The 17,503-nt window shown below is 51.8% G+C and carries 12 protein-coding genes and 3 tRNA genes; 3 read left to right on the top strand and 12 right to left on the bottom strand.

The window, feature by feature from the left end; translation table 11 throughout:
• Positions 1-6: 6 nt before the first annotated feature.
• Positions 7-1,020 (bottom strand): BMP family ABC transporter substrate-binding protein, encoded by a 1,014-nt coding sequence (locus tag HMPREF0860_RS04475; RefSeq protein ID WP_021330723.1) that lies wholly within the window; start codon positions 1,018-1,020, stop codon positions 7-9.
• A gap of 157 nt (positions 1,021-1,177) precedes the next feature.
• Positions 1,178-1,612, bottom strand: a complete 435-nt coding sequence (locus tag HMPREF0860_RS04470; protein WP_021330796.1) for a MarR family winged helix-turn-helix transcriptional regulator — start codon at positions 1,610-1,612, stop codon at positions 1,178-1,180.
• 53 nt (positions 1,613-1,665) lie between these two features.
• Between HMPREF0860_RS04470 and HMPREF0860_RS04465 the strand changes: the two genes are divergently transcribed.
• Positions 1,666-2,451, top strand: a complete 786-nt coding sequence (locus HMPREF0860_RS04465; RefSeq protein ID WP_021330625.1) for a hypothetical protein — start codon at positions 1,666-1,668, stop codon at positions 2,449-2,451.
• Between the two features lie 134 nt (positions 2,452-2,585).
• On the opposite strand, the gene HMPREF0860_RS04460 is transcribed toward HMPREF0860_RS04465, so the two are convergent.
• The 6 genes from HMPREF0860_RS04460 to HMPREF0860_RS04435 form a co-directional block, all read right to left on the bottom strand.
• Positions 2,586-2,657: transfer RNA gene (locus tag HMPREF0860_RS04460), tRNA-Glu, on the bottom strand.
• Between the two features lie 160 nt (positions 2,658-2,817).
• Positions 2,818-2,888 (bottom strand) — tRNA-Gln (locus tag HMPREF0860_RS04455).
• A 162-nt stretch (positions 2,889-3,050) separates the two neighbouring features.
• Positions 3,051-3,731 carry an ATPase domain-containing protein gene (locus tag HMPREF0860_RS04450; protein WP_021330648.1) on the bottom strand — a complete coding sequence of 227 codons (681 nt, stop codon included), beginning with the start codon at positions 3,729-3,731 and terminating at the stop codon, positions 3,051-3,053.
• 83 nt (positions 3,732-3,814) lie between these two features.
• Positions 3,815-5,902: an elongation factor G gene (gene fusA, locus HMPREF0860_RS04445; protein ID WP_021330712.1), complete on the bottom strand. Its 2,088-nt coding sequence runs from the start codon at positions 5,900-5,902 to the stop codon at positions 3,815-3,817.
• 90 nt (positions 5,903-5,992) lie between these two features.
• Complete coding sequence (locus HMPREF0860_RS04440) at positions 5,993-7,498, bottom strand: hypothetical protein (RefSeq protein WP_021330801.1); 1,506 nt, start codon at positions 7,496-7,498, stop codon at positions 5,993-5,995.
• Positions 7,499-7,863: 365 nt separating this feature from the next.
• A tRNA-Gly gene (locus HMPREF0860_RS04435) sits at positions 7,864-7,934 on the bottom strand.
• Positions 7,935-8,113: 179 nt separating this feature from the next.
• Here HMPREF0860_RS04435 and HMPREF0860_RS04430 point away from each other — a divergent pair.
• Together HMPREF0860_RS04430 and HMPREF0860_RS04425 are read left to right on the top strand one after the other, a co-directional pair.
• Positions 8,114-8,863: an RluA family pseudouridine synthase gene (locus HMPREF0860_RS04430; RefSeq protein WP_021330708.1), complete on the top strand. Its 750-nt coding sequence runs from the start codon at positions 8,114-8,116 to the stop codon at positions 8,861-8,863.
• 31 nt (positions 8,864-8,894) lie between these two features.
• Entirely contained in the window at positions 8,895-9,821 is a 927-nt protein-coding gene (locus HMPREF0860_RS04425) for an omptin family outer membrane protease (protein ID WP_021330786.1), read from the top strand.
• Here the strand turns inward: HMPREF0860_RS04425 and HMPREF0860_RS04420 are convergent.
• From HMPREF0860_RS04420 to HMPREF0860_RS04405, 4 genes are read right to left on the bottom strand one after another with little or no spacing between them, the layout of a single operon-like run.
• Complete coding sequence (locus HMPREF0860_RS04420) at positions 9,803-11,089, bottom strand: hemolysin family protein (protein ID WP_021330720.1); 1,287 nt, start codon at positions 11,087-11,089, stop codon at positions 9,803-9,805. The genes HMPREF0860_RS04425 and HMPREF0860_RS04420 overlap by 19 nt on opposite strands.
• A gap of 1 nt (position 11,090) precedes the next feature.
• Positions 11,091-12,386 carry a hemolysin family protein gene (locus HMPREF0860_RS04415; protein WP_021330604.1) on the bottom strand — a complete coding sequence of 432 codons (1,296 nt, stop codon included), beginning with the start codon at positions 12,384-12,386 and terminating at the stop codon, positions 11,091-11,093.
• Positions 12,387-12,389: 3 nt separating this feature from the next.
• Complete coding sequence (locus tag HMPREF0860_RS04410; protein WP_081670746.1) at positions 12,390-13,403, bottom strand: thioredoxin family protein; 1,014 nt, start codon at positions 13,401-13,403, stop codon at positions 12,390-12,392.
• 4 nt (positions 13,404-13,407) lie between these two features.
• Entirely contained in the window at positions 13,408-17,406 is a 3,999-nt protein-coding gene (locus tag HMPREF0860_RS04405) for a phosphoribosylformylglycinamidine synthase (protein WP_021330745.1), read from the bottom strand.
• Between the last annotated feature and the right edge of the window lie 97 nt (positions 17,407-17,503).

Genomic DNA, 17,503 nt, shown 5'->3' with positions numbered 1-17,503 from the left:
GTCATGTCAATTTTGCGGAAGAACGAGCGTACCGTTTTCTATACTTGCGACGACGTCGCGCATCTTTGCCCGCATTTCATCCGCCACCGCATCGTTTTTGTGATCCGGCGCGTCCTGCACAAAGCGCACGAAACCGTCCGCGACGCCGACCGTTTTCGCCGTACCCCATTCGGTTTTGCCTGCGAGGTAGTCGGCCGTTACGTTTTCCGCCATCTTCGATTGCTCGAGCGGCGTGCACGATATGATATTGTCCGGCGCGCGCTCAAAGCTCGCGTTATCGAAAAATGCGAGATATTTTCCCTTTTCTTTCGCCGCGTTGATGACGCCTTGCGATGCCCCTCCGCAGATCGGAAGGATCACATCGACTCCGGACGAATACATCGCGTTTGCAAGCTCTGCACCCTTTGTCGCATCGTACCAGTTGCCGACGACGCGGAAATCGACCGCCGTACCGGGAGAAGCGGCTTCTGCGCCTTCTTTGTAGCCGGGAAGTATGACGTTGTTCATGACGGGATATTCCTGTCCTGCAATGAGACCTACCTTTTTCGACTTCGTCATGAGGCCCGCCATATAGCCGGTAATATACGACTGTTCGTGTTGATTGTAACGTACGGTTGCCACCGACGAGTTTCCCGACTTATAGGCGTCGAGCAGAATAAACTTTTGATTCGGAAACTGTGCGGTAAGCGGTTCGACGAGTTCCGGCAGCGACGGGTTCGATGAAATGATGACGCTGTATTTTTGCTCCGCGGCAAGGGCGGTGAGTTTTGCCGACCATTCGGCTTGGTTTGTTCCCGCTTCGAGCACCGTGACGGAGACTTGCGCACTTCCGTCTTTTCCGTCGTTGTACGAAGCGACCGCATGCTGTACGCCTTCGGCGAGCATCGCGTAGATGGGGCTGTCGGCTATGATGCCGGGAACGAAGACCGCGATAGAATGAGCTTGTGTTTTTTTTGCGCTGCACGAAAAAAAAGTCAAAAGAAAAGCCGTGAGTGCAGCGGCGCATATCGATTTTTTCATAATGAATTACCTCTTGCCGGTAAATATAGTTTTATATAAAACTTTTGTCAAGCGCATGGATGCGGTATAAAAACTCCGTGTTCGCGGAGCGTCGCATCCGCCGGTGCCGTAGGCGTACGTCCGTTCCGCCTGCATCGTATGCGGGCGGTCTTTCGTTTTATTGAGAAAAATTTTCTGCGATGCGCGAAAGGTAGGCGAAAGCGTTTTTCTTTTCGGTTTCGGAAAAGCCTTTGTAAAATATTTTAAGCAGATCATTTGCAAGCTCGGTCGTCACATCGTTGTAACGCATTCCCTTGCGCGTGAGCGATACGAGCTTGCGCCGTGCATCGTCGGGAGTGGAAAATGTTTTCACAAATCCGTCGCGCTCGAGTTTTCTCACCAAAACCGTCGCCGTCGATTTGTCGCGGTTGATTTTTTCGGCAAGCTCTTTCATCGTCAGCGTGTCTTTTGCGGCGAGCTGAAATAGAATAAAACCGTGCGAAGAAGCGAAATCGGGTAAGCCCTTTTCCGCGAGGCGCTTTATGAGAAAATCCGCCGCTGCCGAATGTATGCGTGATACGAGCGACATACTCTGCCGTATATCCGTTTGCATAACAAAAGTATACACCTTGTTGCGCTCTAAATCAAATAGCGCTACAATACCGTATGTATCTTTTTTTTATCAAAAAAAATTTTTACGACGGCTGGGACAATATGCTCTCGCTCATCGTCATAAACCTCGTCATCATGACCGTGTCTCTGGGGCTTTTATCGCTTATCTACGCTCTACAGCAAAGTGTACCGCTCGTCATAGCTCTCATTATCCTCTTCGGCATCGTCATATCGATACTCACCCTCGCATCGGGAGAAGTCGCTTCTTCTGCGGCAAATTTCGGAAGCGCACACATTGCGGATTTTTTTCGGGCGATTCCATCGTGTATCGCAGACGGTATCCGTTTCGGTCTTATCCTCAGCGTCGTAGGAACGGCAGCTTATGTCTGCATCCCGTTTTACTTTGCACAAAAAACGCTCCCGACGATGTTTATCGGTTCGATGTTCGTGTGGCTTGTCGTCTTTACGCTGCTTTCGCTTCAGTGGTTCGTTGCGATTCGCTCTCTCATGCATAACGATTTTAAAAAATGCTTAAAAAAGTGTTTTATCGTATTTTTTGATAATATATGGTTTTCCTTGTTTACGGTGGTGTACAATTTTTTTCTTTTAGCGCTGAGCGTTTTTTTGTTCGGACTTTTGCCGTCCGTTGCAGGCATCACGCTTGCACAGGTTAACGCGCTCCGCTTACGCTTGTATAAATACGATTATTACGAAGCGCATCCCGAATTGAAAACTCCGAAAGAAAAGCGCTACATTCCGTGGGACGAGCTTTTGCAAAACGATAAAGAGACTCTCGAACCGCGTTCGTTCAAATCGCTCATATTTCCGTGGAAAGAGTAGGATGTCGATTTTCAGAATCAGTATACTTTTCCATATCGAAACGGTTCGGTATAAGCTGCAGGATTTGGAGAGTACAGCTCTTTGGACGGTGCTTGTAATTTATTATATTACAAATAATTAAAAAATACTATTTTCGGTCCCTACGAGAGTCGAACTCGTCTTTAAAGATTGAGAATCTTTCGTCCTAACCGATAGACGAAGGGACCCGGTACTGACAAAAAGGGCTGTCTCAAAAGTCGGTTACTTTTTCGACAGCCTGTCGAGTTTGAAATTAAGTTTTTGTATTGTTAATGACTTAATTTCAAACATCGCATAATAAATCAAGGAAACTTTCCAAAAATCGAAATTTTTGAAAAGTCTTTTGCGTTCCCCAAGGAGGATTCGAACCCCCACAAGCAGAACCAGAATCTGCGGTGCTACCATTACACAATCGGGGAATATACTGTTCCGTCACTATACGTGTTTGGCGGGCATTTGTCAATACGGTGAGTGCGGTGTGTTGCCGGAATTCCGTGTATGCAAAAAAATATCCGATCGACAAGCCTGCGGCATAGAGCGATTTGCCGCCGCGGTTATCAGATCGGAATAAAAAGCGAATCTTACTTTGCCGACATGAGCAGCGTTTTCGGATCGAGGTTTACCGTACCCGCAACAGCGGTTTTATCGCGGAGCTTCAATACACTGAGCGCAACTCCATTTTGCGAAGCGGCAAGGTGGCACACTGCATCGAAAAAGGGAAGCAGTTCCGGACGGCAGGAGCCCTCCAAATCCGCGCTCGCCTTTGTGTCGCTGAACCACGCGGTTATTTTTTCTTCTTTAACAAAATGTGAAACCGTTTCGATATCTTCTTTGCTCACTTTATCCATGTTCATGCCGTCGATGACGAGCGCGGAAACGGCGATGCCGCCGGCTTTCAGCGATTTGAGCGTATTGATTACTTTTGCAAGCGAAAAGGTTTCCTGATTGAAATTTAAAATCATGCGGTCACGCATAATGCTGTCTTTCAATTCGGGGGTATCTGCGATATTTTTTTTCTTCGATATCTCGGTAAAGATGCTGTCGTACCATGAAATCACGTTCGAAGAATGCTGGTCGAACGAAACGTGAGCGAGTTGTTCGTCTTTGAGCAATGCGTCGAGACCGAACTGCACGAGGATGGCCGTTTTTCCGACGCCCTTTTTTGCGGTGACGAGACCGATTTCTCCGGCTTTCAGTCCTCCATCGGTAATATTGTCAAAGCTGCGCACAGGGCTGTAGTTGATAAGATCTTTTTTGTCCATAGCTGTCTCCTATAAAACTTTTAAAGTATGGAGTTTACGAAAAAGCGATGTCAAAACGTCGGCACCGCTTTTATCGTATCTCGTTATTTTTGCGCTGCTTTGCGCTCTTCTTGATATTTTTTCATCAGTTCTTCGCCTACGGCGTTCGGTACGCGTCCGTATTTGAGGAATTCCATCGTAAACTCCGCTTTGCCCTGAGTCGAAGAGCGGAGGATCGTCGAAAAGCCGAACATCTCCGAAAGCGGTACTTCCGCGTTTACGGTCGACGTATTGTTTTCATCGGTCGTATCGATGATGACACCGCGTCTCTGGTTGATGAGTCCGAACATATTGCCCTGGAATTCGGTCGGCCCGGAAATCGACACTTTCATAATCGGCTCGAGGATGACGGGTTTTGCTTTTTCGTAGCCTTCGCGGAAAGCTCCGATCGCAGCCTGCTGGAAAGCGATGTCGGATGAGTCGACGGGGTGGTATTGACCGTCGTTGATCGTCATCTTTACGCCGACGATGGGGAAGCCGATGAGCGTGCCTTTTTCCATTGCTTTGCGGAATCCCTTGTCACAGGACGGAATGTATTCGTTCGGGATGGCGCCTCCCTTGATCGCATCGACGAATTCGTAATCTTTGTCCGCGAGCGGCTCCATAATACCGGCAACGCGTCCGTATTGTCCGGAACCGCCGGTTTGCTTTTTGTGCGTATAGTTGAACGGAGCGCTCTGCGTAATCGATTCGCGGTAAGCGACTTGCGGCTGACCGACGACGACTTCGCACTTGTATTCGCGCTTCATGCGTTCGACATAGACGGCGAGGTGCAGTTCACCCATACCTTTGATGATCGTTTCGTTCGATTCGGGATCGACGTAGGTTTGGAACGTCGGATCTTCTTTCGTAAAGCGGTTGAGCGCTTTCGCCATCTGAGCGGCGTCTTTTTTTTCTTTCGGCGTAATCGATTCGGAGATGACGGGATTCGGAACGTACATCGACGCCATGGAGTAATTGAGTCCGCCGCCGCAGAACGTATCGCCCGATGCGCAGTCGATGCCGAACAGCGCTACAATATCGCCGGGAGTCGCTTCGTTGATGTCTTCCATCTTGTCCGCATTCATGCGCACGAGACGTCCGACTTTAAACTTTTTTCGCGCGCGCGTATTGTACAGCTCGCATCCTTTCGGGATAGTACCCTGATACACGCGGACGTAGGTGAGCTGTCCGTACTGTCCGTCGTCGAGTTTGAATGCAATCGCGACGGTCGGCTTATCGGCGACATTGAAAAGCTCGACCTGCGCTTCGTTATTGTCGAGGTCGAACGCATAGTTATGCACCTCGGTCGGGTCGGGAAGATAGCGCGTAACGCCGTCGAGCACGAGCTGTACGCCTTTGTTCATGTGAGCCGAACCGCAGAATACGCCGACGAACTGTTCGGCGAGCGTCGCTTTGCGGACGGCCGCGATGATCTCTTCTTCCGTTTCTTTGCCTTCAAGTGCGTCTTCCATGAGCTGATCGTCGAACATCGACACCGCATCGACCAGATCGGCGCGGTATTTTTGCGCCTCTTCGACCATGTGTGCGGGAATTTCGGCAACGCGTACTTCCTGGCCGTCGGGACCTTCGAAATAGAGCGCTTTCATTGCAACGAGATCGACGACGCCTTCGAGCTTGTCTTCGAGTCCGATCGGAAGCGCCATCATGTGTGCGTTGAGTCCGAGTTTGTCGCGCAGCTGTTTGCACACGCGGATGGGATTCGCGCCTTGCCGGTCGCATTTATTGACAAATGCGATGCGCGGTACGTGATAGCGCTTGAGCTGACGGTCGACGGTGATCGACTGCGACTGAACGCCCGCGACCGCGCACAAAACGAGGATGGCGCCATCGAGAACGCGTAGACTCCGTTCGACTTCGATCGTAAAGTCGACGTGTCCGGGCGTATCGATTAGGTTGATTGTGTAATCTTTCCATTGAACCTGCGTTGCTGCGGATTGGATCGTAATGCCGCGCTCGCGTTCCAATTCCATGCTGTCCATTGTCGCGCCGACGCCGTCTTTACCGTGAACTTCGTGAATTTGATGAATCCTGTTGCAGTAAAACAAAATGCGTTCCGACAAAGTCGTTTTTCCCGAGTCGATGTGAGCGCTGATACCGATATTTCGTACTTTGGAAATATCAAAGTCCATATTAATTACCTCTTTATAAAAAAAATTCCACCTTACAGTAAGGGATAAATATAACCGATTACAAAGCTTTATTCAATACCGCAAAAATTATCAATATTTTCCGGCGGCCGATAACCGGAATGTATATTTAATAAATTTTGTCGTATGAGAAGCCGAAAATCCGAGCGCGGCGCTTCCGCCTCCATATTCGTCGTTTTTTTGTTTTAATGAAAATCCGGCATTGCCTGAAACCGTAAAATTTTTTTTCGAATGTGCGATTGAAATTTTGCACGATTCCTCAGCCGTTTTTTTTGAAAATGTGCAAGAAGCTTGCGTTCCCCAGCGGAGATTTCCGCTGCGCCGAGCGAATCTTCCGGAAATCGTATAGTACAGAGTATCGGCATCGAGCTTTTGCGCGTTTGAGAATTCGATGCCGGCGGATTCGAATGTGAGGCTTGCTGAGATGTATTTGTCCGCGTACCGAAGACCTCCTCCGCATTTTACCTCTATTTGTTCGATGTCGCGGGCGGGTGTATATGTTTGCTTCATGACTCCCGCCGCTCCGACAGTAAAAGATGGAAGTCGAGGAGATGGGAAGCGATGCATATACTGCGGGGAAATGCGGAATTGGCGAAGCGTATGTAGCACTTCGCCGCTCGGCGTCATGATGCCGCGTCCGTCGGCTGCGAAAACCGAAGCGAGCAGCGTACAGCTCCCGAATGCGAATACATTTTCGCTTCGGTATGTGCGGCGCAGTTTTCCTGACGGCTGATTATAAAAGCCCGCGGTAAAGAGAGAAGTGATGTTCGGCGCCGAAAAGAGCGTTTGTAGGGCAAATGCGGAATGCCGAGCCGGTTTAAAAAATGCGATTTCGGAAAACCACGATGACGCGTTGTTTTTGAGAAACACACTTGTCCCGGTAAACGAAATACCCGCGCTTATCATACGCGGCAAAGCGATGCGGATATCCGCTGAAGAGGCAAGGGTTCCGTCTTCCCGATAAAAAAAAGAAGCTCCGGATCCGGCAAAAAGCGGCGCTGTGTTCGGAATGCGGCAGTCGGCTGCAACGGCGAACGTTTTATTTCCCGTACCCGACGACGGAAGCGAAGAAGCGATCCCTGTTTTCGTCGGAAACGATGTTGCAAACGGAGAAGCCGAAAAGGGCGGAGCGGGAGAAGTGAGGCGCAAAAAACTTCCGTTTACCGACAGCGTACCCGCTTTCAGCATGAGCGGAAAACGCAGCGCACGAGCGAAAGATACTGCCGCCCCGTATTGCGGAGAATGAACGGCAGCGCTCTTAAAATGCGGCAAGGCGATATCCGATAGGACTTCGTAAAAGCGCACGTCGGCATCGCGGAAAAGGGCGCGCATACCGGCAGCCGTAAGCGCCGAGGCTTGAGCGGAAGAATCTGCGGCATCGAAACGGAAGGACGACGATGTGCGTACATCGAGCCGTTTGAAAAGCGCTTCGGGTTTTTGTTTGTTTTTGCCGTTTTCCGAACTCCGTTCGATTCTTTGTTCGGTATTCGTTTTTTCCGACTTTTCGGCAGCGGAAAATCGATTTGCCGACAAAAATACCGCAAAAACTGCGGCGATCAATATACAGCGATAATTCATACCCTAATAATCGCCGTAAATTTCCGGTTTCGGAGTTTTTTATGGAAAAATATAATCGCCGGTATAAAGATTCCGTCTCGGCGCGCACTCCGCGGTTCAACTCCCAATTATTTTGCTGTTATATATTGTTTTGCGGCGGAGGATTATATTGAAAATTTGAAGTTTTAGCGGCTGGGGGGAGTTGAAGCGTTCCTCTCGCGGACTTCCTGTCCGCTCCTTCCACGCCGTCTCCGCGCGCTGTCGGCGGCCTCCTGCCGCCTTTTCGGCGCACCTGCGCCGCGCGCGCTCCGCGGTTCAACTCCCAATTATTTTGCTGCCACATATTGTTTTGTTAAATGGTAACTGCATTATAAATTTGGAGTTTTAGCGGCTGGGGGGAGTTGAACCCCTACACCAAGCTTGGGAAGCTCGTATACTACCGCTATATTACAGCCGCGTCGGTGGAATCATCATAGCTGAAAAACGAAGGGAATGCAAGCGCGCTTTCGGTTAGATTTTTACGTGAGCAAATACGGCTCGCCGCACCTGCTGCGGCAGAAATAGGGGACAGCCGTTCACCGAACATTGCTTACAGTCCTCCTTTCATACACGCGAGCATTTTGCTATACTGTTTTTATGAAAGCAATACCGCCTTACACGGTGCTCTATGCGGACGACGATATCGTCGTACTGAATAAAAAAAGCGGACTGCTCATCGCCGCCGACCGGTACGACGAAGCGGCCCCGCGGCTCGACATCGAAGCTGAAAGCGAGTTCGGAAAACTCTTTGCCGTGCACCGTATCGATAAAGATACGTCGGGCGCGATCGCGTATGCGCGCAATGAAAAAGCGCATCGTTCTCTCTCGCTTCAGTTCGAACACAGAGAAGTCGAAAAAATTTATCACTGTCTCGTCTACGGACGACCCTTGTGGGAAACGCTGCACGCCGACGAAGCGCTCCTTCCCGACGGAGATGCAAAGCACCGTACCGTCGTCAATAAAAAAAGCGGTAAAGATTCCGTCACCGATTTTCGCCTTATCGGCGTCTGCGGTCAATACGCATGGATTGAAGCCGTTCCGAAGACGGGGCGCACGCACCAGATCCGAGCGCACTTGGCGGCGCACGGATTATACATCGTCTGCGATCCGCTGTACGGCGGTAATCAAAAGCCGGTTCGCTTGAGCGATTTCAAAAAGAAGTGGAACGGCGACGTATTCGAAGAGCGTCCGCTTTTAGCCCGCCTTGCGCTGCACGCGTACAAGCTGACGTTTGCGCATCCTGCCACGGGCGAGCGCATGGCGTTTTATGCGCCGTATCCGAAAGATATGGATGCGACGCGCAAACAACTTGCAAAACTGTATAAGGTCGATCCCCTTGCCGTTTAATCGCCGCACAACAATACTATTAATTATTATTTTGTTTGCACGAGTTACACACAGTTTCGCTGCAGAAGATTGGAGCGTCTCCGTCACGCCGTTTTTTTCCGTCGAATACGGTACGATCGGCGAATACGTTTATAAAAAAGATGCCGCCGGCGATTATAAAAAAATCAGCGAGCTCGATTGGGATATAAAACCGGCTCTGCTCTTCGGCGGTGCCGTCGGCGCTTCGTGGAAAGCGCTTTCGATTCGGGGATTCGCGCGCGGCGCCGTTCCGATGCGATCGGGCGATATGGAAGACTCCGATTGGAAAACGCTGACGGATTTAAAAACCACGTATTCGGTTCATAAAAATACGATCGCCTCTTCGTATGCGTTCGGCGGACGGATCTCGTATGCGTTTCATATAGCGGACTCCTTTTCGATCAGCCCTTTTAGCGGAGTCGATTATACGTACATCGCTTTGAAAGCGCGGGACGGGCGCGCATGGGAAGGCTATGATGCGCTTACCCATACCGGCGTTGCGTGGAACGATCCCGCCGCGAAGCCCTACGTTCCGCTTGGAATCGATTATACGCGCGAAGAAGTGCATACATGGTCGGGCGTTTCATTCGATACCGTTTTTAACAATAAATTTACGTTTGCGCTTTCGTTTGCGCTTTCGCCGTATGCGTATATACAGGCGCTCGATCATCATTACGGCGGATCCGGTACGTACTTTGCCGACATCCTGCACGGATGGTTTTCCGCATATCGATTCGGAGCCGAAGCCGTCTATTCTTTTAATAAAAATATTTCGCTGTCGCTCTCTCTTTCGTGGACACTGACGCGCCGTATACGAGGCGCAACGTACAATGCAAACAGTCCGACAGGTCCGTGGCACAAATCCGGAGATGCGGAGGGCGGCGCTTCGCGCAGTACGGGGGAGATTTCGATCGGCTGTACTTATCGATTCGCTTTTTGAATTCGGCCTGCGCCTTTTTTTATGCGCACCGATAAAATGCGGCGCCTTGCCTGATCTTCTACGATGTACGCCGTCGTCCCGTCGATATACGCTTCGCTCGCCGACGGTAAGTATCCGAACTTTTCAAGGAGCCAGCCGCCGAGCGTATTGAAATCTTCCGACTCCAAGTTGAGTTTCAGAATTGCATTTACATCGTCGAGCTTCATATCACCGGGCACGATGTATTCCGATTTTCCGACGAGCGTAATCCGCGATTCGGGCGCGATGTCGGACGTCGGGTTCTCATCGGTCATGCGTCCGAACACGACGCGCATCACATCGTCCGTCGTAACGATGCCTGCGGTACAGCCCTGCTCGTCGAGCACGACGGCAAAATCCGTGTGCGCTTTTTTAAAATCTTCGAGCATTTCGAGGGCGGTAAAGGTTTCGGGGACGAAGAGCGCACGTGACATTTTCCGGCGGATAAAATCGCTCCGTTTCGTTTCTTTTTCGGAACTGAAGAGTACCGATTTGTATCCGAGCACGCCGACGATCGCATCGGGCGTATGTTCGAAAACGGGAATGCGCGAACAGCCTGTCGTTAAAAAGATGTCGGAGATGTGCGCATAATCGCTGTCGGCGGAAACGGCGTTTACGAGGGAGCGATGCTTCATGATATCGTGGACGCGCAGATCGCTGAACTGAAAGATTTTCGCGAGCATTTTGCTTTCGCCTTCTTCGAGCGTTCCTTCGCGCGCGGCGACCGCGATCATCATTTTGATGTCTTCTTCCGTCACATCCTCTTCGTCGTCCTTCCAAAATTTTCCGACAATGAACGAAGTGCCGCGCGAAATCCGCGAAAAGAACCACACGATCGGAAAAAAGATTTTTTCAAGCGCGCGCAACAGCGGTGCAAAGCGCAGCGCCGTCGCGTCGGGATGTAAAACGGCGGCCGTCTTCGGAATGATCTCGCCGAAAATCGTTACGAGGGATGTGATGACGAGTGTGGCGATACCGACGCCGCTCGAACCGACGATCGAAACGGCGAGCGCGGTCGCAAGGGATGCGGCGAAGGTATTGAAAAAATTGATTCCGACGAGCACGAGCGTCAACAGCCTGTCCATGTCGTTTCGGAGAGCGAGTGCCGTTTTCGCACAGCGTTTTTTACTCTGCACGAGTTCTCGCAATTTGATTTTCGAAAGGGAAAGGTACGCCGTTTCCGATGCCGCAAAAAATCCGATAAGCGCGACGAGCACGATCAAAATTATTAATATGACGACGGTGTTCATATCATTCCTCTCCGTCATCGCCTGAAAGACGCTTTACGTGGATTTTATTAATTCTTCGGTCTTTTATCGAAAGCACGGTAAAACGCAGCCCTTCGTATTCGATGCAGTCTCCCGCGCGCGGCATATCCCCCAGCCTCTCGGTGATCCAGCCGCCGAGCGTTTCGTTTATGTCAGATGCAAACGGCACGTGCAGCAGCTCCCGCGCTTCGCTCAGCAGCATATCGCCGCCGGTTACGAAGTCGGACGTGTCTTCGATTTTTACCGGAGGCAAATGCCCGCGTCCGCTCGCATTCGAATCGGTTATGCCGAAAATTTCGCGGGCGATGTCGCTCTGCGTGATGATGCCGTCGGTGCCCGAATATTCGTCAACGACGATCGCAAGGGACTGACGGTTTTCGCGGAGCATTTCCTGCACCGACGACATCTTTTTCGTACCGAGGATAAAAATCGGTTCGTGCATGACGGTCCGCACGGAAAACGCATCCGCCTTTTCTTTGTACGCGAGCAAATCTTTTATGTAAAGGACGCCGACGATATCGTCGATGTCTTTACGATAGACGGGAAAGCGCGAAAAGCGCGATCGCTCGGCTTTTTCGATGATGTCGCGCCAGCTTGCCTTATCGGATACGGCGACGATTTTCGTACGCGGAATCATGATATCCTGCGCTTCCAAATCGGTGAATTTGAAAACGCGGTTCATGATCGCATTTTCGTCTTTTTCGAGCGCGCCGCTTTCCGCACCGACGGCGATAAAGGTTTTGATCTCTTCTTCGGTATACGACCGGTCGGGCTTTTTTGTACTCACGCCGAACAAATGCAGAATAACGTGAGCTGCGGCTGTAAACGCGATCGAAATCGGTTTGAAGATAAAAACGGTGACGGAGACGAATTTCGAAAGCGCATACGCGAACACATCGGGGTGGCGCGTTGAAACCGCTTTGGGAGTTATCTCTCCGAAAATCAATAAAAGAACGGTTGTCGTAAACGTTGCGATTCCGACGCCGTTTTTTCCGAAGAGCGCGATTGCGGCGGCGGTAAGGATCGCGGAAAGGAGGATGTTCACGAGATCGTTTGCGACGAGGAGCGAATTGATGAGCACGTCTTTTTTTTCGAGGAGCTTTGCGGCTCGAAGCGCGCTTCTGTCTCCGTTTTTGCGCTTTATGCGGAGCCGAAGCTTGTTCATCCCGAGGAACGAACTTTCGGAAATCGAAAAGAGCGCGGACAGCGTTATTAAAACGGCAGCCGCGGCGATCAGTAAAACGACGGTTGCAGGATTATCGGGCGGTTTGTTTTCCATGATTTATCGCTGCTTTCCGTCGCCGGCAATTCGTTCGATCTCTTCCTTTAAAGCGACAAGCATTTCGGCTATGCGCGGAGCATATTCGCTTTCGGGATCCGCGTCGTAGGCTTTTTGAAAATAATCGAAGACGGCTTTGTAATCGGTACTGCCGGTCGTCGTTAATAATTCGCCTGCGTAATAATACGCCTGCTGCCGCTCCGATGCACTGAGACGTTCGTCTTCGGCGGCCGAAGCGAGTGCTTGAATCGCGGGAGCGAAATCGCGCTGCATATAAAATGTCGACGCATCGGAAACGGCCGTGAGTAAAATATATTTGCCGGCAAGTCCCGTTTCATCATTCGGATCGAGGGACGAAATCGTGCGGAAAAGATCGGCCAAAAGCATGCGCCGCGTATCATCCGTCGCTTCCGAGAGCGCATCGATCGCACGCACTTTTTCAACTCCGGACGCCGCGCGCACCGCATCAGCCAATGTATTGATTTTATCGAGATCGGCCGTTTTGCTTCCGATGAGCTTTATATACGCTTCGGGGGCGGCATCTTCATCGGAAGCTTCAATCTTCGCCGCACAGTAGCCTTCTTTTGTCGCAAGAAAAACGGAAGGGATGGAATCGACGTTATAGAGAGAGGCGATGTACCCCATGTAGTCGATTTTCCGCTGCCGCTCTTCCGCCTCTTTTTTCCCTTTTTCGCTTTGATCTTCGTCATCGCCGGAGAGTGAGGCCGAAAAATCCAAATTGACGAGGATAAAACGCTTCGAAAGCGCGGAAACGAATTCTTTCGTATCGAACACTTTTTCTTTGAGCGTCCGGCTCTCCTCGTCGTTGTCGACCACGGAAAAAAAGATGAGGAGATTTTTATTTTTTTTCTGCGCGGCTTTTTTTGCTTCATCGTAATCGACGTACCAGCCGTTTTTGCCGGCTTTTGCGGAAACGGAGCAGCCGGTAAAAAACACTGCGATCGCCAAAGCGCCGATTATCGGTTTTATCTTTTTGTTAAACATCATACACTCCATATTATTAATTATTAAAATATCTTACTCCCGCCGCAAAGATATTTTGGCAGGATGTTTCATATTCGTTTGCAAGCGGATCGCCTGCGACGTTTTTGATGAGGTCGCGCGAAGCGCCTCCTCCGTCGATGCCGATCGTGCGCTCGCTGTGTCCCATTTTACCGAGCACGCGGCCGTCGGGACTCGTAAGCCCTTCGATTGCAAAGAGAGAGCCGTTCGGATTGTCCGGCTCGGTTACGGCAGGCACACCGAGAGCATCGACGTATTGCGAAAACACTTGTCCCGAAGCGAAAAGCTGTTCCGCAAGCGATGCGGCGACAACGATGCGGCCTTCCCCGTGTGAAACGGGAATCAAGTGTACCCTCTCGTCGATAACCGACGCATCGAACGCCCACGGACTCAATGCGCTCACCGTGCGCGTGCGGGCGATGCGCGAAATGTGGCGCCCGACGGTATTGAACGTGAGGGTGGGCATATCGGCGGTCATCGTGCGGATTTCACCGAAAGGCACAAGCCCCGTTTTGATGAGGGCCTGAAAACCGTTGCAGATGCCGAGGATGAGACCGTCCCTCTTTTTAATAAGCTGCATCACTTGCTCTGCGATGCGCCCTTCGCGCAAAACGTTCGCGATGAATTTACCCGAACCGTCGGGTTCGTCTCCTCCGGAAAATCCTCCGGCAAGCGCTAAAATCTGCGCGCCTTTCAATTCCCGCTCAAGCGTTTCGAGCGACTCTTCGAGGGCTCGGTTAGTATTGTTTGCAAAGACTGCGATCTTCGTTTCGGCTCCTGCGACGGCGAACGCGCGCGCCATATCGTATTCGCAGTTCGTTCCCGGAAAAACGGGGATGAGTACGCGCACTTTTTTTGTCGGAGCGGCAAAGCTTTTTTTGCCGAGCGAAACGCAGCTCCTCAAATCGGCAAGCGAAGGATGTGCGGCGAGCGCAAAGGATGGAAGCGCAGGCGGAGCGGAGCTTTCGGATACGGGAGGAAATACCTTTGAGAGTTTCGATTCCCACGCTTTTTCGGCATCCGAAAGCGAAATCTTCGTGTGCGGAATTCCCGCATGTTCGTCTTTGACGACGATTTCACTTTCGCATATCGTCTTGCCGATTTTAACAATCGTACCGGAAACAAAACCCGCCTTATCGATTTCGCTTTCCGCTTCGGGGGCGGCTTCCAAGATGATCGAGCCGTATTGCGGCGTAAAGAGATCGAGCGAAGACGCTTTCGCGCCCGGTATGTGCGCTCTCGTAAACGAAAGCGGCACGGCATCGATGCGTCCTCCGATACCGTTTCCCATCATCATCTTCGTAAGAGCTTCCGCGATGCCGCCCGAACCGACGGGATACATCGCGCGTATGGCGCCGGATGCGTTCAAGCGATAGAGGATTGCGGCATTTTGCATAAATGCGGTGAAATCGGGAGCAAGGAGCGGCGAATAGGGAGTGCCGACGAAATAGATCGCGTTCCCCGATTTTTTAAACGAACCGCTCGTCACTCGCTCAGCTTCATCGTGCGTTACGGCGAACGACACGAGCGTGTGCGGAACGTTTATATTTTCGAAAGTGCCGCTCATACTGTCTTTTCCGCCGATCGACGCACAGCCCGTTTTCTTTTGCGCGTCGAGCGCGCCGAGTAAAGCCGCTGCAGGATAGCCCCACGTCTTTTCATCGACGGCGCGGCCGAAGTATTCTTGAAACGACAGGCGGCACGAAGCGGCGTTTCCGCCGATACACACGATTTTTGCAAGGGAGGAAAGCACCGCCGTTTGGGCGCCGTGCCATGCGCTCCATTCGCCGACGAAGGGATCGAAGCCGAAAGACATCATGCTCGCCGTCGAGGTTTCACGCGGAGAGGCGACGGGTATTTTTGCCGCCATAGCCGCTTCGGGCGTACGCTGATATTTTCCGCCGAAGGGAAATAAAACGGTTGCGGATCCGATGGAACCGTCGAAGCGTTCGGAAAGGCCGCGTTCGGAACAGCAGGCCAAATCGTTTATATTTGCAAGCCATGCATCCGAAAGCGATGAGGGCAATTTTTTTGAAACGGTTTCGAGCGGGCGGACAAGCGGCGACGTTTCGGGCAGCGCGGGGTTTTCAATGTACGCACGCGCTTTGTGAGGAGCGCCGGCAGCATCGAGAAAATCGCGGGAAAGATCGACGATCGTTTTGCCCCGCCATTTCATGACGAGGCGATTCGTGCCGGTCACTTTTGCGACGACGACCGCACGGAGATTTTCCTTCGCCGCAAGGTCGATAAAAGCGCGCGCATCCTTTTCGCGTACGACGACCGCCATGCGTTCCTGCGATTCGGAAATTGCAAGCTCGGTGCCGTTTAAGCCGTCGTATTTTTTCGGCACCGCATCGAGATCGATGTCGAGCCCCGCCGCCAATTCTCCGACCGCGACTGACACACCGCCCGCGCCGAAGTCGTTCGAACGGCGTATCATCAAGCTCACTTTTTTATTGCGGAAAAGGCGCTGTATCTTTCGTTCCTCGACGGCGTTGCCTTTTTGCACTTCCGCACCCGCGCTCGTCACCGATTCTTTGGTGTGCACTTTCGACGAACCCGTCGCGCCTCCGATACCGTCGCGTCCCGTACCGCCGCCGAGCAAAATGACAACGTCTCCCGCTTCCGGTCTTTCGCGGACAACGGAGTCCGCGGGAGAAGCGGCGATGACCGCCCCGCATTCCATGCGCTTTGCCCCATAGCCCGGATGATACAATTCCGCGACTTGTCCCGTCGCAAGCCCTATTTGATTACCGTACGAAGAAAATCCCTGAGCCGCTTCCCTGCACAGCTTCATCTGCGGAAGTTTTCCGGGAATCGTTTCGGAAATCGGTACGGTCGGATCGGCAGCTCCCGTTACGCGGAGCGCTTGGTATACCCACGCTCTTCCCGAAAGCGGATCGCGGATCGCCCCTCCGATACACGTCGCAGCTCCTCCGAAAGGTTCGATCTCCGTCGGATGATTGTGCGTTTCGTTTTTAAATAACAGCAGCCACTTTTCCGTTTCGCCCGGAGAATCGGGAGAGAGCGGTTTTCCGTCTTTGTCCGTCGTATAATGCACGTCGATAAACAGCGAACACGCATTGTTTTCTTCGGACGCTTCCATATCGTCGAGTTTGCCGTGCTTCCGCAAATACTTTGCACCGATGACTGCCATATCCATGAGCGTCACGGGTTTTTCCGCTTTTCCGTACACGTCGACGCGCATATCGGTATAGGTTTCAAGCGACGAAGCGAAAAGCGGAGCGTATGCGCCGTCTTCGATTTTAATGTCCGTCAATTCCGTAAGGAACGTCGTATGCCGGCAGTGATCCGACCAATACGTATCGAGCACGCGGATTTCCGTTTCCGTCGGATCTCGTCCTTCCTTTTTAAAATAATCCTGCATGAACGCGACGTCGGCCGCATCCATTGCAAGCGCCATGCGCTTTCGAAGAGAGGCGAGTTCTCTTTCGTCCATGCCGATAAATCCCGCAACGGACGGAATGTCTGAGGGGGGAGCCGCTTTCAATTCGAGCGTGTCGGGGACGGCGTCTTCTGCAAGACGCGAATCGACGGGATTGATAAGATAGTTTTGAATGCGCTCGATGTTGCGCGCGCTCACCGCGCCTGAAAGGAGGACGACCTTTGCGCACCGCACACGGGGCGGCTTCGTACCGCGGCTTTTTTCGGGAAGGCTTGCGCGCAAGAGCAAAAGACACTGCTCTGCGGAATCGGAGCGTTGATCGTATTGACCGGGGAGGTATTCCCACGCGATCGCCGTTTCGCCCGGACGCAGCGGAAGCGCATCGAAAGTACACTCGTCGCTTTGCGGTTCGGAAAAAATTCGATGCGCCGCCTCTTTCGCTTCTTCGTCGGAAATATTTTCGACGTCGTAGCGGTTCAAGTACCGCACGCCCGTAATGCTCGGAATCCGCAAAAAATGAACGATTTCCGATTTGATTCTTTCGGCTTCATTTTGAAAACCGCGCTTTCTTTCCACATACAAACGGAACATTGGTACAGTATAAACGATTTACGCGGTTTCGAACAGTAAGCGTGCAAGTCCAAGCCGTGCGCATACCTCACTGCGCACAGCGCAAGGCAAAGGTTCG

The organism is Treponema socranskii subsp. socranskii VPI DR56BR1116 = ATCC 35536, from assembly GCF_000468115.1.
GTDB classification, from domain to species: Bacteria; Spirochaetota; Spirochaetia; order Treponematales; family Treponemataceae; genus Treponema_D; species Treponema_D socranskii.
Note: the sequence above shows the minus strand (reverse complement) of the source record. Positions and strands in the feature narration are given on the sequence as shown.

Bases quoted from the DNA above. Each gene is read 5' to 3' on its own strand.
- HMPREF0860_RS04475 (WP_021330723.1), bottom strand. From the start codon at position 1,020: ATGAAAAAATCGATATGCGCCGCTGCACTCACGGCTTTTCTTTTGACT.
- HMPREF0860_RS04470 (WP_021330796.1), bottom strand. From the start codon at position 1,612: ATGCAAACGGATATACGGCAGAGTATGTCGCTCGTATCACGCATACAT.
- HMPREF0860_RS04465 (WP_021330625.1), top strand. From the start codon at position 1,666: ATGTATCTTTTTTTTATCAAAAAAAATTTTTACGACGGCTGGGACAAT.
- HMPREF0860_RS04450 (WP_021330648.1), bottom strand. From the start codon at position 3,731: ATGGACAAAAAAGATCTTATCAACTACAGCCCTGTGCGCAGCTTTGAC.
- fusA (WP_021330712.1), bottom strand. From the start codon at position 5,902: ATGGACTTTGATATTTCCAAAGTACGAAATATCGGTATCAGCGCTCAC.
- HMPREF0860_RS04440 (WP_021330801.1), bottom strand. From the start codon at position 7,498: ATGAATTATCGCTGTATATTGATCGCCGCAGTTTTTGCGGTATTTTTG.
- HMPREF0860_RS04430 (WP_021330708.1), top strand. From the start codon at position 8,114: ATGAAAGCAATACCGCCTTACACGGTGCTCTATGCGGACGACGATATC.
- HMPREF0860_RS04420 (WP_021330720.1), bottom strand. From the start codon at position 11,089: ATGAACACCGTCGTCATATTAATAATTTTGATCGTGCTCGTCGCGCTT.
- HMPREF0860_RS04415 (WP_021330604.1), bottom strand. From the start codon at position 12,386: ATGGAAAACAAACCGCCCGATAATCCTGCAACCGTCGTTTTACTGATC.
- HMPREF0860_RS04410 (WP_081670746.1), bottom strand. From the start codon at position 13,403: ATGGAGTGTATGATGTTTAACAAAAAGATAAAACCGATAATCGGCGCT.
- HMPREF0860_RS04405 (WP_021330745.1), bottom strand. From the start codon at position 17,406: ATGTTCCGTTTGTATGTGGAAAGAAAGCGCGGTTTTCAAAATGAAGCC.